The organism is Kutzneria sp. NPDC052558 (assembly GCF_044547355.1).
Lineage (GTDB): Bacteria > Actinomycetota > Actinomycetes > Mycobacteriales > Pseudonocardiaceae > Kutzneria.
The window spans coordinates 1-12,952 of record NZ_JBIUAG010000054.1 but is presented as its reverse complement, the minus strand read 5'-3'; the positions used below and the strand labels follow the sequence as shown (position 1 = coordinate 12,952).

The 12,952-nt window shown below is 70.6% G+C and carries 12 protein-coding genes; 4 read left to right on the top strand and 8 right to left on the bottom strand.

Translation table 11 applies throughout. The features are described from left to right. Positions 1–7: 7 nt before the first annotated feature. Genes mdlC through ACIG5F_RS46915 form a run of 7 tightly spaced genes read right to left on the bottom strand, consistent with a single transcriptional unit; the run spans position 8 to position 7,397 of the window. The gene (gene mdlC / locus ACIG5F_RS46945) at positions 8–1,570 is read right to left on the bottom strand and encodes a benzoylformate decarboxylase (RefSeq protein ID WP_396526848.1); all 1,563 of its coding nucleotides are present in this window, start codon (positions 1,568–1,570) and stop codon (positions 8–10) included. Beyond that, positions 1,546–3,888 carry a xanthine dehydrogenase family protein molybdopterin-binding subunit gene (locus tag ACIG5F_RS46940; protein WP_396526846.1) on the bottom strand — a complete coding sequence of 781 codons (2,343 nt, stop codon included), beginning with the start codon at positions 3,886–3,888 and terminating at the stop codon, positions 1,546–1,548. The genes mdlC and ACIG5F_RS46940 overlap by 25 nt, the downstream gene beginning before the upstream one ends. Further along, complete coding sequence (locus ACIG5F_RS46935; RefSeq protein ID WP_396526892.1) at positions 3,885–4,352, bottom strand: (2Fe-2S)-binding protein; 468 nt, start codon at positions 4,350–4,352, stop codon at positions 3,885–3,887. Before ACIG5F_RS46935 ends, ACIG5F_RS46940 begins: the two co-directional genes overlap by 4 nt. A gap of 5 nt (positions 4,353–4,357) precedes the next feature. Further along, positions 4,358–5,224 carry an FAD binding domain-containing protein gene (locus ACIG5F_RS46930; protein ID WP_396526845.1) on the bottom strand — a complete coding sequence of 289 codons (867 nt, stop codon included), beginning with the start codon at positions 5,222–5,224 and terminating at the stop codon, positions 4,358–4,360. Then, positions 5,221–5,463: a hypothetical protein gene (locus ACIG5F_RS46925; protein ID WP_396526843.1), complete on the bottom strand. Its 243-nt coding sequence runs from the start codon at positions 5,461–5,463 to the stop codon at positions 5,221–5,223. The genes ACIG5F_RS46930 and ACIG5F_RS46925 overlap by 4 nt, the downstream gene beginning before the upstream one ends. A 15-nt stretch (positions 5,464–5,478) precedes the next feature. Then, positions 5,479–6,045: an aromatic-ring-hydroxylating dioxygenase subunit beta gene (locus tag ACIG5F_RS46920; protein WP_396526842.1), complete on the bottom strand. Its 567-nt coding sequence runs from the start codon at positions 6,043–6,045 to the stop codon at positions 5,479–5,481. Beyond that, positions 6,042–7,397, bottom strand: a complete 1,356-nt coding sequence (locus tag ACIG5F_RS46915; protein ID WP_396526840.1) for a Rieske 2Fe-2S domain-containing protein — start codon at positions 7,395–7,397, stop codon at positions 6,042–6,044. The genes ACIG5F_RS46920 and ACIG5F_RS46915 overlap by 4 nt, the downstream gene beginning before the upstream one ends. A 247-nt stretch (positions 7,398–7,644) precedes the next feature. On the opposite strand from ACIG5F_RS46915, the gene ACIG5F_RS46910 reads away from it, so the two are divergent. Both ACIG5F_RS46910 and ACIG5F_RS46905 read left to right on the top strand, forming a co-directional pair. Beyond that, positions 7,645–8,919, top strand: a complete 1,275-nt coding sequence (locus ACIG5F_RS46910) for a cytochrome P450 (protein WP_396526838.1) — start codon at positions 7,645–7,647, stop codon at positions 8,917–8,919. Positions 8,920–8,966: 47 nt separating this feature from the next. Beyond that, positions 8,967–10,391: an aminobutyraldehyde dehydrogenase gene (locus tag ACIG5F_RS46905; protein ID WP_396526836.1), complete on the top strand. Its 1,425-nt coding sequence runs from the start codon at positions 8,967–8,969 to the stop codon at positions 10,389–10,391. Here the strand turns inward: ACIG5F_RS46905 and ACIG5F_RS46900 are convergent. After that, the gene (locus tag ACIG5F_RS46900) at positions 10,369–11,544 is read right to left on the bottom strand and encodes an XdhC family protein (protein WP_396526834.1); all 1,176 of its coding nucleotides are present in this window, start codon (positions 11,542–11,544) and stop codon (positions 10,369–10,371) included. The genes ACIG5F_RS46905 and ACIG5F_RS46900 overlap by 23 nt on opposite strands. A 71-nt stretch (positions 11,545–11,615) precedes the next feature. On the opposite strand from ACIG5F_RS46900, the gene ACIG5F_RS46895 reads away from it, so the two are divergent. Both ACIG5F_RS46895 and ACIG5F_RS46890 read left to right on the top strand, forming a co-directional pair. Beyond that, positions 11,616–12,356 carry a class I SAM-dependent DNA methyltransferase gene (locus ACIG5F_RS46895; RefSeq protein WP_396526832.1) on the top strand — a complete coding sequence of 247 codons (741 nt, stop codon included), beginning with the start codon at positions 11,616–11,618 and terminating at the stop codon, positions 12,354–12,356. Positions 12,357–12,566: 210 nt separating this feature from the next. Further along, on the top strand, positions 12,567–12,893 hold the full coding sequence (locus tag ACIG5F_RS46890) for a transposase domain-containing protein (protein WP_396526891.1): 327 nt from the start codon (positions 12,567–12,569) through the stop codon (positions 12,891–12,893). Positions 12,894–12,952: the final 59 nt, after the last annotated feature.

Sequence of the window (12,952 nt, the reverse complement as noted above, 5' to 3'; positions counted from 1 at the left end):
CTTTCCGTCACGGCTCGACGATGACGTCGAGCAGATAGGGATGGGGTGCGGTCAATGCGGTCCGCAGCGCGTCGGCCAGCCGCTCCGGCGCGCGCACCTGGTCGGCGGCGCAGCCCTGGGCCCGGGCGATGCCGGCGAAGTCGATGCCGCCGATCGTGGTGCCGACCGTCTTGCCGATGCCGAAGCGCTGCGCGAAGCGGTCCACCGTGGCGTAACCGCGGTTGTTCACCACCACGACGGTGAGCGGCACGCCGAGCTTGACCGCCGACCACAGGGCCTGGATCGAGTACATGCTCGACCCGTCGCCCATCACCGCGACGACCCGCCGTTCCGACCGGCCGAGCGCGATGCCGACGGCGGCCGGCAGCGAATGGCCGAGCGCGCCGCTGGCACAGGTGTGGAAGCTGTCGGGCCGCGTGTTGGGCAGGTGCTCGCACATCACCGGCCGGCTGCTCGGCGCCTCCTCGACGATCACGCTGTCGACCGGGCGCACGTCGGCCAGGGTCTGCATGAGAAACGGCTCCGTGATCACCTGTGAGGCGACGACCCGGGCCGGGGCCTCCCGTCGGCGCGGCGCTGCGCGCGGCGCCGGCGGCGGGAAGTCGAGCAGGTCTCGCACGCCGGGCCGGATGCTGGTGACCACCGAGGTGCCGACCGGGGTCCAGGCTGCGGTCTGCGGATCGTCGGTGAGCTGGAACAGCTCGCAGCCGGGCGGCACGAACGGACCGGCGCCCGCGACGTGATAGGTGAAGACCGGGGCGCCCAACGACAACACCACGTCGTGACCGGTGAGCTCGGCGACGACGCCCTCACGCCACGGCGGCAGGAAACCGGCGAACAGCGGGTGCGACTCCGGGAAGGCGCATCGCGAGGACATCGGCTGCGCCCACACCCGGGCCTGATGGGCCTCGGCGAGCGCCACCACCTCGTCGAACGCCTGTTCCTGATCGACCGCGGCGCCGACGACCAACGCCGGGTTCCTCGCCGCCGCCAGGGCCTTGCCGACCACGCCGATGAGTTCGGGATCGGCGCGCAGCGCGGTGCTCATCCGGTGCGGGGCAAGCGGTTCGGCCGGCTGGTCCCAGTCGTCCGCCGGCACCGACACCAGCACCGGCCCCTTCGGCGGCGCCATGGCCAGGTGGTAGGCGCGCGCGACGGCCGCCGGGACGTCCTGCGCGCGGCCCGGCTCGCGGCTCCACTTCACGTACGGCTTGGGCAGTTCGGCCGCCTGGTCGGAGAACAGGTACGGCTCGCCGGCCAGCATGGACCGGGCCTGCTGGCCCGCGATCACCACCAGCGGGGTCCGGTTGCGGTAGGCGGTGAACAGGCTGCCCATCGCGTGCCCGACCCCGGCCGCGGAGTGCAGGTTGACCAGCGCGGCGTTGCGGGTCGCCTGGGCGTACCCGTCGGCCATGGCCAGCACCACCGACTCCTGAAGTCCCAGCACGTAACGGAAGTCGGCCGGGAAGTCGCACAGCATCGGCAGCTCGGTCGAGCCCGGGTTGCCGAACACCGAGGTCAGGCCGAACGACCGCAGCAGGTCGATCACGGCGTCCCGCACGGTGGCCATGTCCGCTCCTCTCCCTTGGCGTTGCCCAGCGCCGACCAGATCCGGTGCGGCGAGAGCGGTGACGTGACGAGCTGCTCGGCGATGGCCGGCACCGCCGCGGCGACGGCGTTGGCGATGGTCACCGGCGTCGGGATCGTGCCGCCCTCGCCCAATCCCTTGAAGCCGCCGGGAATCACCTCGCTCGGCGTGCAGCGGTGCTCGAGCGCCACCCTGGGCACGTCCGCCGCCGTGGGCAGCACGTAGTCCTGGTAGCTGGCGGTCAGCGGCCGGCAGGTCGCCGGGTCGTACACCACTTCCTCCAGCAGCGCGATGCCCAGGCCCTGCGCGATGCCGCCGACGATCTGGCCGTCGGCGACCAGCGGGTTGACCAGCACGCCGCTGTCGCTGATCGTCCAGTAGTCCTCGACGGTGACCTTGGCCGTCTCCAGGTCGACCGCGACCGCGGCGCCGTGCGCGGAGTAGGAGTAGGTGATCGCCGGGGGATCGAAGTCCACCGTCTCCTCCAGCTGGACGCGGTCCGGCTCGGCGCGGCCCCAGCCCTTCCAGCCTCGGAAGGCGACGTCCCGCCAGCTGATCGACTTCCCGTCGCCGTGGAACGCGGTGCCGTCGAAAGTCACGTCGCCGCCGAGGTAACTGGCGGCCAGGCCGTGCATGCGCGCCCGCATCCGGTCGGCGGCCCGGGACACGGCCCCGCCCGCGAGCGCAAGTGAACGGCTGGCCTGCGAGGACAGATCCGAGTAGGTGGCGGTGGCGGTGTCGCCCAACTCGACCGCGACCAGGTCCATCGGCACGCCGAGCCGGTCGGCGGCGATCTGCGCGAGCGCCGTCTCGATGCCCTGGCCCAACGAGATCACGCCGGAGAACACGGTGACGGTCCCGTCCTGGTTGACCCGCAGTCGCGCGCCCTCCCACCCAGCCCAGTCGATCTGGAACATCTCCAGCAGCGCGCTCGGCGCGAAACCGCTGATCTCCACGTTGGCCGTCACAGCGGTACCGCGTCGCACCGTGTTCGAGGACGCTCGCGTCCGCTCGGCGGCCAGTTCGGCGGCTCGGCGCAGCGCCGCCGGGTAGTCGCCCGAGTCGTAGGTGAGCATCGTTCGGGTTGTATAGGGCATCTCGTCGGGCCGGATCATGTTGAGCAGCCGCAGTTGCGTGGCGTCCATGCCGAGCTCGCGGGCGGCCTCCTCGACCAGCCGCTCCCGGATCCAGGCCGCCTCCTGCATCCCGTAGCCGCGATAAGCGCCGGTGGGCACCGAGTTGGTGTGCACCGCGGTCACGGTCGCGCCGGCCGCGGGGAACCGGTAGAGACCCTCGATGGCCAGCGCCGCCACCTGGAACGGCCCGCTGCCGGCCTGGATGGTGAAGGCGCCGACATCGCCGTGGATGTGCGCGTGCAGCGCGAGGAACCGCCCGTCGGCGTCCAGCGCGAGCCGGGCCGTCGCTTGCTGGCCGCGCCCGTGGTAGCTGGACGTGAGGTTCTCCGTGCGGTCCTCGATCCACTTGACCCGGCGGCCGAGCGTCATGGCCGCCAGGCAGACCAGGGCGTCGTCCACGTAGAGCGTCACCTTGCCGCCGAAGGAGCCGCCGACGTCCGGCGCCACCACCCGGATCTGGTCCACCCGCAGCCGCAGCGCGGCGGCCAGTTCCTGGCGCACCACGTGCGGCGACTGCGTGCTGCTCCAGACGGTCAGTTTCGCCGTGGCGGCAACCCATTCGGCCAGCAGGCCGCGCGGCTCCATCGGGCTGTGACAGATCCGCTGCACGGCCAGCCGGCGCTCGACGACGTGCGGCGCCCCCTCGATGATCCGCGCCAGCTCGTCGGCCGGATCGCCGAAGTGGATCCCACCCGCGAGGTTGCTGCCGGCCTCGGGATACAGCACCGGCGCGCCGTCAGCCAGGGCCGCGTCGATGCCGACGACCGCCGGCAGCCGCTCGTACTCGATCTCGACGAGTTCGGCGGCGTCCTCGGCCTCCTGCCGGCTGGCCGCCACCACCACCCCGATCGGCTGGCCGACGTACCGGGCGGTGCGCGTGGCCAGGTCGATCCGCTGCGTCGTCTGGCCGGGCAGCCGCCAGGCCAGGGGAATCGCGTCGGTCGCCCGCTCGATCTCGTCCGGACCGAGCACCAGCCGGGCCCGGCCGGCGGCCAGCGCGGGGCCGGCGTCGAACCGGGTGATCCGGCCGTGCGGCACCGTGCTGCGGAGCACGACGGCGTGCAGCGCGCCGCTGTCGTCGATGTCGTCCACGTAGTGGCCGTTGCCGCGCAGCAGCCGCGGATCGTTCCGCTTCGGCAGCCGCCGGCCGATCGCGCCGCTCACCTCGGGGTGTCCTTTCCCTGCCAGTGCCGTTCGATCGCCGCCCGGATGCCCTGGTATCCGGTGCAGCGGCACAGGTGACCGGTCAGCACCTCGTCGACCGCCTCGGTCCCGGACAACCCCGCCCGGTCGGCGTACGTGAGGCTCATCAGCACGCCCGGCGTGCAGAATCCGCACTGGAGACCGCCCTCGGCCAACATCGCCTCTTGCAGGGGACCCAGCTCGCCGCCGTCGGCGAGGCCCTCGACGGTCTCCAGCCGGCAGCGGTCCGCCTGCACCGCGAGCATCAGGCAGGACCGCACCGGCTCGCCGTCCACCAGCACCGTGCAGGATCCGCAGACGCCCTGCTCGCACGAGACGTGCGTGCCGGTCAGCCCGAGCTCATGACGCAGGAAGTCGCTGAGCAGCGCGCGCGCCTCGGCCCGCGCCGACCGCTGCTCGCCGTTCACGGTCAGGGTGACGGTCATGTCTCTCATCGGCTGCCCCTCAGGGTCGTCAGCCGCGCGGCGGCACGGCGTAGCACGGTCCGCAGCAGATCGGCGCGGAACGCCGCGCTGCCATGGATGTCATCGGGCGGATCGACCTCCGCCGCGGCGGTGTCGAGCACGTCGCCGAGATCGTCGGACAGGGCGCGGCCGGCCAGCGCCCGTTCGGCGGCCGCCAGCCGCACCGGGCGGTCCGCGACCCCGGACGCGGCCAGCCGGGCCGACGAGATCACCGAGCCGGTCAGCCGCACGCCGAAACACGCTGCCACGAAAGGGAAACCACGGGCACCCCGCCGGGTCACCGACTCGAATCGAAACCGGAAACCCTTGTGCACCGGGAAATCCACCGCGACCAGCAGTTCGTCCGGTCGCCGTGACGTGTGGAAGGCCCCGCCGAAGAAGGACTGCGCCTCCTCGACCCGGGCGCCGGTCGCCGAGCGCAGCCGCAGCCGCGCTCCCAGCGCGACCGCCACCGCGGGCAGCTGAGCCGCCGGATCGGCATGGCACATCGAGCCGCCGAGGGTCGCCCGGTGGCGGATCTGCCGGTGGGCCACGGTCGCGACGGCCTCGGACAGCACCGGCAGCGCGCGGCCCAGCTCCGGGTTCCCGGCCAGGGAGTGCAGCCGGGCCATCGCGCCTATCCGCACGACCTCGTCGCCGATTCGGCATTCGGCCAGCTCCGGCAGCCGGTTGAGGTCCACCACGGTGGCCGGCCGGACCCGGCGCGCGTTCAGCAGCGGCACCAGGCTCTGCCCGCCGGCCAGCGCGACCGCCGACCCGCCGGCCCTGGCCAGTGCGCCGACCGCCTCGGCGACGGAGCTCGGCGTCAGGTAGTCGAAGGCGACGGGCTTCATCGGCCCTGCTCCGTGCTCAGCCGGACGAGCTCGGCTGCGGCCGGAGGGGTCAGGTGGCACAGCGCGTCCAGCACGGTCGCGTCCAGCAGCACCGTCGCTCCGGAGCGCTCGGAGACCAGCTTCAGCCGCTGGCCGTTGCCGGTCGGGAAGGCCAGCACCGTGACGGCCGCCGACTCGCAGAAGATCCGGCACAGCTCGACTTCTTGTTGTTGGGGGGCATCCCAGGCCAGTCCGCTCATGACACAGTCCCCGAGTCAGAAGATGATGGAAAGTTGTTCGTGCGTGGCGACCTCGGTGTCCAGCAGCACCCGGCGGCGCAGCAGGCGAGCCTGGGGCGTCCCGAGGTGGGCGATGACGTCCTGGCGGGCGGCGGTAGCGGACGCGGACTCGTCCTGGCCCCGATGCCAGGCCGCGAGCACGTTGCAGTCCACCCGCCAGGTCTGCGGCTCGTCGGTCTCGAACACCCGCACGCCGCTGAGGAAATGCCGGACGACCGCGCTCGGCCGGTCGGACCAGGCGTGCTGCTTGCCGGCCCGGCCCAGCTTCATCGCCAGCACGCCCTTGGTCGCCTCGAACAGCAGCGCCCGCTCGCTGTGCCGGGGCAGGCTGGGATCCTCGCGCAGCAGCGGCACCGGCACCTGGTACAGGAAGTCCTCGTCGATCAGGTCCAGCCATTGCCCGTACCGGCATTCGTCCAGTGCGGCGCCCTCCTCGACGAGCAGCGCGACGGCCACCGCGTCGAGGTCCGGCCGGCGGGCCCCGCGGGCCGGGAAGGGCCGCAGCTCGACCGGCCTGGCGTCGGCGTCGACCGTGTCGGTCACCGTGGTTCCCCCATCAACTCGGCCCAGCGCCGGTAGAATCCGCGCTGGTTGTGCTCGGACAACGTGCTGTATTCGGCCCGCCCGGGACCCGGGAAATCCGGCACGGGTTCGCCGAGGCCCAGCCCCAGGCTGAGATCGGTGGGCGCCGAGTCGGCGACGCAGCCGCTGATCGCCCTGTCGATGCGCGCGAAGTTCTCGAAGTCGTCCATCTCGAACAACATCCCGCCGGCGGACTGCGACCGCGCCTGGAAACCGTACGAGCGGCGTTTCCACTCCTCGCTCATGCCCTTGGGCACCAGCGTCCAGTACAGGCATTCGGTGCGGCGGGCGCTGATCGGGAGATGCGTGCGCCAGACGAAGTACTTGGTGAGTGGATCGGACTCCCGCCCGATGGCCCGGTCGTGCGAGACGCTCAGGAACGCGGCGTTCGGGAACACTATGCCATGGGCCACCTCGCAGTGTGAATTGAAACGCACCTGCTCGTCGGTCTGGGCCGCGGTGAACTCCGGCCACAGCTGTTGCGGATAGCCCAGATACATCGGATCCGTGGTGCCGTGGGTCAGCAGGTGCTGCCCCTTCTCGACCACATAGCCCGCGCGGAGCGCGTGACCACCGGGGGTGGCGACGTTGATCGCGATCAGGTCCATTTCCCGGGCGCCGAGCGTGCCGCTGGCCAGCGAGTCCCCGTAGATGCCCAACTCGAACGCCGACTTGTGGGTGGTCTGCATGTGATAGCCGTCGCCGGCGAAATTGTCGGTGACCAGCTTCCAGTTGCCCTTCATCACCGACCGCTGCGGCGGCCCGTACACCTCCCACTCGCCGCCGGTCAGGTCCAGCATCGCGTCCAGGTACCAGCGCAGGTCGCCGAGGTAGTCGACCAGCGGCGGGGCCTGCTCGTCCCAGGTGGCGAACACGAAACCCCGATAGCTGTGGGCCCGCGCGCGGGGCAGGTCGTAGCGCTGTTTGCGGAAGTCGGACGGGTAGTGCGTCCGCAGGCCGGGCACGCCGACCAGCCGGCCGTCGTTGGCGAACGTCCACCCGTGGTAGCTGCACCGGAAGTGGGCGGCATTGCCGAAACTGGCCCGGCACAGCTGCGTGCCGCGATGGCTGCACGAGTTCAGCAGCACCGTGATCTCGCCCAGTTCGTCGCGCGCCACGATGACGCTGTCGTTGCCCAGTCGTCGGACCAGGTAATCACCGGGATCGGTCAGCTCGCTCTCGAAGCCGATTAGCTGCCAGGACGTGCGGAAAACATGTTCGTATTCCCGGTTCAGGACGGCCTCGTCCGTGAACGCCGGCCGGTCGAGCCGATATGTGGGCAGGTTGTCCTGCCATGGGAGATCCTGCGTCATCTCACGCTCCGACTGGGTCCTATTCGTGACTGGACAGGGCGTGGTCTGCATACTCCGGGCCGGCCGTCGGTTCTGTCAATGTCGCCGGGTTGCCCCGCACCCCGGGCCGTCGATCGGGGTGTTGTCAAGGATCGTGGCGTCGCGGGCGACGGCTTGTTCATCGTCCGGAAATTTGCTCTAGTGGCGGAGGCGTATCCGTCGATGCGTATCTGTTGCTCATGAAACTGTGCACGAAGGGTGTTCCTCGATGACGCAGGATCTGTCGGCTGCCGACTTTTCGCACAACGATTTCGAGTACATTCCCGACCCGTTCCCGTTCTTCGAGAAGATGCGCGCCGAGAAGCCTGCGTATCAGTCCGAGCGAATTTTTGGCGGTGCCTGGCTGTTCTTCTCCTATGCCGACTGTCTGGCGTTGATGAAGGACGAACGGCTGTCCAACGCCCGGGCCGCGGTGCCGCTGTGGTTCCTGCCGCAGGCCCACCGCCACGAGTTCGCCGACATGATCAGCGTGTACGAGCGCTGGCTGGCCTTCCACGACGGCAAGCAGCACACCCGGTCTCGCCGCCAGGCCAACCGCAGCTACATGCCGTTCAGCGACGAGCTGCTGGAGCCGAGGATCCAGCGGATCGTGGACGGGTTGCTGGACAAGGTCGACCCGCGCGGCTTCGACCTGATGGCGGAGTTCGCCTTCCCACTGCCGGCCATGGTCATCGCCGACGTGCTGGGCGTGCCGACCGAGGCCCACGCCGAGCTGACCCGGTGGACCGACGACATCGCGCACCTGTTCGGCTCGACGCACGTGACCGTCGAACACCTCAAGCGCACCCAGGTCAGCACCCGCGAGCTCACCGAGTTCCTGATGTCGCCGCAGTGCCTCGCGCAGTCGGAACGGGACCAGGGGTTGCTATACCACCTGCGCAAGGCCGAGGTGTACGGCTATCGCTTCAGCGACGAGGACGTGGTGGCCCAGGCCGCGCTGCTGCTGTTCGCCGGCGTGGCGTCGATCCGCTACCTGATCGGCAACAGCGTGCACGCGCTGGAGCAGCGGCCGAAGCAGGAGCGGCAGCTGCTGCTGAACCCGGCCACCGTCGGGGACGCTGTGGAGGAACTGCTGCGCTACTGCACGCCGGTTCAGTTCGTCGGACGGGTCGCCCGGGAGGACTTCAGCTACACCACGGCCTGCGGCGAGCAGGTCCGGATCGGCGCCGGCCGGCCGATGATCCTCTACGTGGGTTCGGCCAACCGCGACGGCGAGCAGTTCGACCGGCCCGACGAGCTGGTGCTGACCCGGCCGGCCCCCAACCGGCACCTGACCTTCGGCGCCGGCCGGCACCTGTGCTTCGGCGACCCGCTGGTCCGCCAGACCACGCGCATCGCGCTGGCCACGCTGTACCGGCGGATGCCCGACCTCCAGTCCAACCCGCAGAGCCTGAACTGGAACAACAACCTCGGCTTCCACGGGTTCACCGCGCTCGAGGTGGCCGCTGAGAGCCGGGTCGGCACCGGCCGGGCCGTCGTGTGAGCACGGCCCCGGTTTCCGCACATCCCCGACGCACCAAGGAGAAAGCCATGGCGCACGAGAGGTTGCGCAACTTCGTCGACGGCAAGTGGACCGAGCCCGTGGACGGCGATCACGTTGATCTGCTCGACCCGTGCACGGGAGCCGCCTACCTCAGCGTGCCCAGCAGCGGGCCGAAGGACGTCGACGCGGTCATGACCGCGGCGGCGGCAGCCTTCCGTGACTGGCGGTCGACCACCCCGAACCACCGTCAGCAGGTGCTGCTGCGCATCGCCGACGCGCTCGAGTCCCGCGCCGACGAGTTCGCCGCCGCGGAGGCCCGCTGCACCGGCAGCGCCGCCGCCGCGGGCGAGGTTCCGCTGATGGTCGACCAGCTGCGGTTCTTCGCCGGCGCGGCCCGGCTGCTGGAGGGACGGTCGGCCGGCGAGTACGTCCCCGGCCGGACCTCGTACGTCCGCCGGGAACCGGTCGGGGTGTGCGCCCAGCTGGCACCGTGGAATTTCCCGCTGCTGATGGCGGTTCTCAAGAGCGCGCCGGCCATCGCGGCCGGCAACACGGTGGTGCTCAAGCCGGCCGAGTCCACACCGCTGTCCGCGTTGATGTACGCGGAACTGGTTGCCGAGTTCGTGCCGGCCGGTGTGCTCAACGTCGTCTGCGGGGGACCTGACACCGGCCGGCTGATGGTGGAGCACCGCGAGCCGGCGATGGTGTCGCTGACCGGCTCGGTCGAGGCCGGGATGAACGTGGCGGCCGCGGCCGCTGCCGGGCTCAAGCGCGTGCACCTGGAGCTGGGCGGCAACACACCCGTCGTGGTCTGTGCCGACGCCGACGTGCCGACGGCCGTCGAGAAGATCATCGAGGGCGCGGTCGGCAACGCCGGCCAGGACTGCACGGCCACCGCCCGGGTGCTGGCCGCCGAGGAGGTCTACCGGGAGGTGGTCGACGGCCTGGCCGCCGCGGCGGCCAAGGTCCGCCCGGGGCCGCCGTCCGACCCGGACGCCCACTACGGCCCGCTCAACAACGCTGCCCAGCTGGCCCGGGTGGACGGACTGGTCGACCGGCTTCCCGCGCACGCGCGGGTGGTCACCGGCGGACACCGGCACGGCGACGTCGGGTACTTCTACGCGCCCACGGTCATCGCCGATGTCCGCCAGGACGACGAGATCACCCAGAACGAGATCTTCGGCCCGGTCGTCACCGTGCAGCCGTTCCGCGACGAGCGCGAGGCGGTCGAGCTGGCCAACGGTGTCCGGCAGGGACTGGCCTCGTCGGTCTGGACCACCGACCACGCGAGGGCGATGCGCCTGAGCGGACAGCTCGAGTTCGGCACGGTGTGGGTGAACACGGTGCTCGGCTTCCCGACCGAGATGCCGCTGGGCGGCTTCAAGCACTCGGGCTACGGCAAGGACCTGTCGGTGTACGGATTCGACGCTTACACCCGGATCAAGCACGTCATGCACGAGTTCGGTGCATGAGGGCGTTCAACCGTGGACTTCCCACAGTTGCACCCGAGCCGTCCGGCAACGTCCGTCCATGATGGACCGGAGTGCTCAGACTGCTCAGCGGCTGCCCCGTGCCGCCGTGACGGCACGCGACGATCTCCGCGGCGATGGACAGCGCGGTCTCCAGCGGCGTGGACCCGCCCAGATCCAGGCCGATGGGGGAGCGCAGCCGGGCCAGTTCGGCCTCGGTGATACCCACTTCCCGCAGCGCGGCCACGCGCCGCAGGTGGGTGCGCCGGGAGGCCATCGCCCCGACGTAGCCGACCGGCAGCCGCAATGCCCGCGCCAGTAGGGGAATGTCGAACTTCAGATCGTGGGTGAGCACGCAGATGACCGTCCTCGAGTCCACCGACTGCGAGTCGAGGTAGCGATGGGGCCAGTCGACGACGACCTCGTCCGCGTCGGGAAACCGTCGCCTGGTGGCGAAAACGGCTCGGGCGTCGCAGACGGTGACGTGATGGCCGAGCAGTTTGCCGACGCGCACCAGCGCGGCGGCGAAGTCGATCGCGCCGAACACCAGCATCCGCGGCGGCGGGGTGCGGGTCTCGACGAGGAGTCCGACCCGGTGCTCGTCACAGCCGCTCTCGATGGTCGTGACGCCGCCGGTGGCGAGTGCGGAGGTGGCCAGGGCCATCGCGGTCCGATCGCGTTCGCGGTCGCCGAGACCGCCTTCGCACTCGCCGTCCGCGTGGACGTGCACCGCCCGGCCGAGCAGGTGTTCCGGGCCGTCGACGATCCGGACGAGCGCCGCGGCCCGCCCGCTCGCGCCGGCCCCCAGCGCGGCGAGCAGCTCCGGCCGGCGCCGTGGATCGACACGCTGGACGAAGACATCGAGCACGCCGCCACAGGTCAGGCCGACCGCGAAGGCGTCGGTGTCGGAATACCCGAAACGTTCGAGGCGGGAGACCGCGTCCTCGCCGTCGGCCAGCAGCTGTAGGCCGAGTTCGTACACCGCGGCCTCGACGCAGCCGCCGGAGATGCTGCCGACCGCGTTTCCGTCCGAGTCGACGGCCATCGTCGCTCCCGGCTGTCGTGGCGCGCTGCCGCTCACCGCCACCACGGTCGCGACCGCGAACGGCCGTCCGGCCCGGCTCCACCCGAGTAGTTCGTCCGCGATTTCGAGCATGATCCGCCCCTTTCGCAACGCGCTGCTTTCCGTGTCCATTTCTTAGTGGTTGAAGTCAGGAAAGGAAACCGATGAAGGCTCCATACGACGACTACGCGAACGAGTATCTTCAGGCGACGGACAGCGATTTTCGGCGGGACGTCATCGACTATTCGGTGCACGAGGCCGTCGGTGACGTGCGCGGCCTCGCGGTGCTCGACCTCGGCTGCGGCGACGGCCGGGTCGGTCGGCTCCTGGTCGACCGGGGGGCCGGCCGGGTCGTCGGCGTCGACCAGTCCGAGGAGATGCTGCTCCTGGCCGAAACGCACGCGGGTGACCGGGATCGGCTGACCTATTTGCGGCACCATGCCCACGAGCTGCCCGATCTCGGCGGTTTCGACCTGGTCGTCGCGGTGAACATGCTGCATTACGCCCGCACCGAGGACGAGTTGGCGCGGATCTATCAGCGGGCCGCCGCGCACCTCCCGCCGGGTGGCCGTTTCATCGCCGTTCTCAACGATGCCCACTACGACCCCGACGGCCCGAGCATCGCCCGCTACGGTTTCGTGATCCACCAGCTCGGTGGGCCGCGGCACAACGGATCCGAGCTGCACCAGCAGTTCGTCGACGGCGACCGCGTCGTCGTCGAAGTGCGGAACTACCACTGGCTCCGGGAAACCCACGAGAATCTGTTGCAGAAGGCCGGCTTCGCCCATATCGAGTGGACGCCCTTGACGGCCTCCCCGGATTCAGCCGCCCGCTGCGGCGACGGCTACTATGACGGCTACCTGGCGAACCCACACCTCACGATGTTGCGGGCCACCCTGCGCTAGCCCCAAGGCCGTTTAGTTAGCGCGTGAGGCGGTGTGTCAACCCCCTGAAACAAGCAACGGAGTCCCTGCTAGAACGGTGTCGACCAAGATCACCAGCTAGCAAAAACTCCGTTGGACACACAGTCTGTCATCACCCGCACGATCACCGTGGCCGGGGGCCGATACGCGCCCGGCCACCTCGGTGAACTCACCCAACACCTCCCCTTCGACATGGTCGACCAAGCGCTGGCCGCGACCAGGACGACCCAGTCCCGGCTACGGGACCTGCCCTCCCGGGTAGTGGTCTACCTGCTGCTGGCCGCCTGCCTGTTCCCCGAGACCGGGTATGCGGGTGTGTGGCGCAAGCTGACTGCCGCACTGGACGGCCTGCCCACCGCCACACCCACCCCCAGCGGCCTGTCCCAGGCCCGCCAACGAGTCGGGACAGCGCCCCTGCGATGGCTGTTCGACCTGCTGCGCGGCCCAGCGGCCACCCCCGGACAACGCGGGACCCGATGGCGAGCCTGCTGGTCTGCGCGATCGACGGCACCACCCTGACCGTGCCCGACACCCCGCGCATGCTCACCCGCTTCACCAAGCAACGAGGCAACCACGGC

Coding starts and splice junctions, on each gene's coding strand:
- mdlC (WP_396526848.1), bottom strand. CDS start 1,570: ATGGCCACCGTGCGGGACGCCGTGATCGACCTGCTGCGGTCGTTCGGC.
- ACIG5F_RS46935 (WP_396526892.1), bottom strand. CDS start 4,352: ATGACCGTCACCCTGACCGTGAACGGCGAGCAGCGGTCGGCGCGGGCC.
- ACIG5F_RS46930 (WP_396526845.1), bottom strand. CDS start 5,224: ATGAAGCCCGTCGCCTTCGACTACCTGACGCCGAGCTCCGTCGCCGAG.
- ACIG5F_RS46925 (WP_396526843.1), bottom strand. CDS start 5,463: ATGAGCGGACTGGCCTGGGATGCCCCCCAACAACAAGAAGTCGAGCTG.
- ACIG5F_RS46915 (WP_396526840.1), bottom strand. CDS start 7,397: ATGACGCAGGATCTCCCATGGCAGGACAACCTGCCCACATATCGGCTC.
- ACIG5F_RS46910 (WP_396526838.1), top strand. CDS start 7,645: ATGACGCAGGATCTGTCGGCTGCCGACTTTTCGCACAACGATTTCGAG.
- ACIG5F_RS46905 (WP_396526836.1), top strand. CDS start 8,967: ATGGCGCACGAGAGGTTGCGCAACTTCGTCGACGGCAAGTGGACCGAG.
- ACIG5F_RS46900 (WP_396526834.1), bottom strand. CDS start 11,544: ATGCTCGAAATCGCGGACGAACTACTCGGGTGGAGCCGGGCCGGACGG.
- ACIG5F_RS46895 (WP_396526832.1), top strand. CDS start 11,616: ATGAAGGCTCCATACGACGACTACGCGAACGAGTATCTTCAGGCGACG.
- ACIG5F_RS46890 (WP_396526891.1), top strand. CDS start 12,567: ATGGTCGACCAAGCGCTGGCCGCGACCAGGACGACCCAGTCCCGGCTA.